Here is a 360-nt window from a genome sequence, read left to right as displayed (position 1 = left end):
TGCTTGAGGCCTATCCGATTGGCGACATACTGTCAGTGGTTGCGGTGATCCTAATCGTTGTGTTCTTTGTTACTACGCTGGACTCTGGCTCGATTGTTATTGATAGCATGACTGCCGGCGGAAAGATGGACGTACCAATGAAGCAAAAAATCATTTGGGCACTGATCTCAGGCACTATCGCTATGGTGATGTTGTGGATTGGCGGCACTGAGTCTATTCAGGCGCTACAGTCGATTACGATAATTGCAGCAATGCCATTCACCATCATTCTACTGATTGGTTGCTTTAGCTTGGTGAAAGGCTTACTGACAGAAGTAGGCGGTTCAAAAGCAGATGCTGACTATGTTGAAGCTGAAGTGA

At 46.4% G+C, this 360-nt stretch carries 1 protein-coding gene; it reads left to right on the top strand.

What is annotated here, in order from left to right; genetic code table 11:
* Window positions 1-360, top strand: a 360-nt coding sequence (locus tag AB4585_RS26205) for a BCCT family transporter (RefSeq protein WP_372171685.1), incomplete at both ends; no start/stop codon positions are given.

Origin of the sequence: Vibrio sp. 10N.222.49.C9, from assembly GCF_041474985.1 — a bacterium.
Lineage (GTDB): Bacteria > Pseudomonadota > Gammaproteobacteria > Enterobacterales > Vibrionaceae > Vibrio > Vibrio crassostreae_C.
This window is presented reverse-complemented; position numbering and strand designations above follow the sequence as displayed.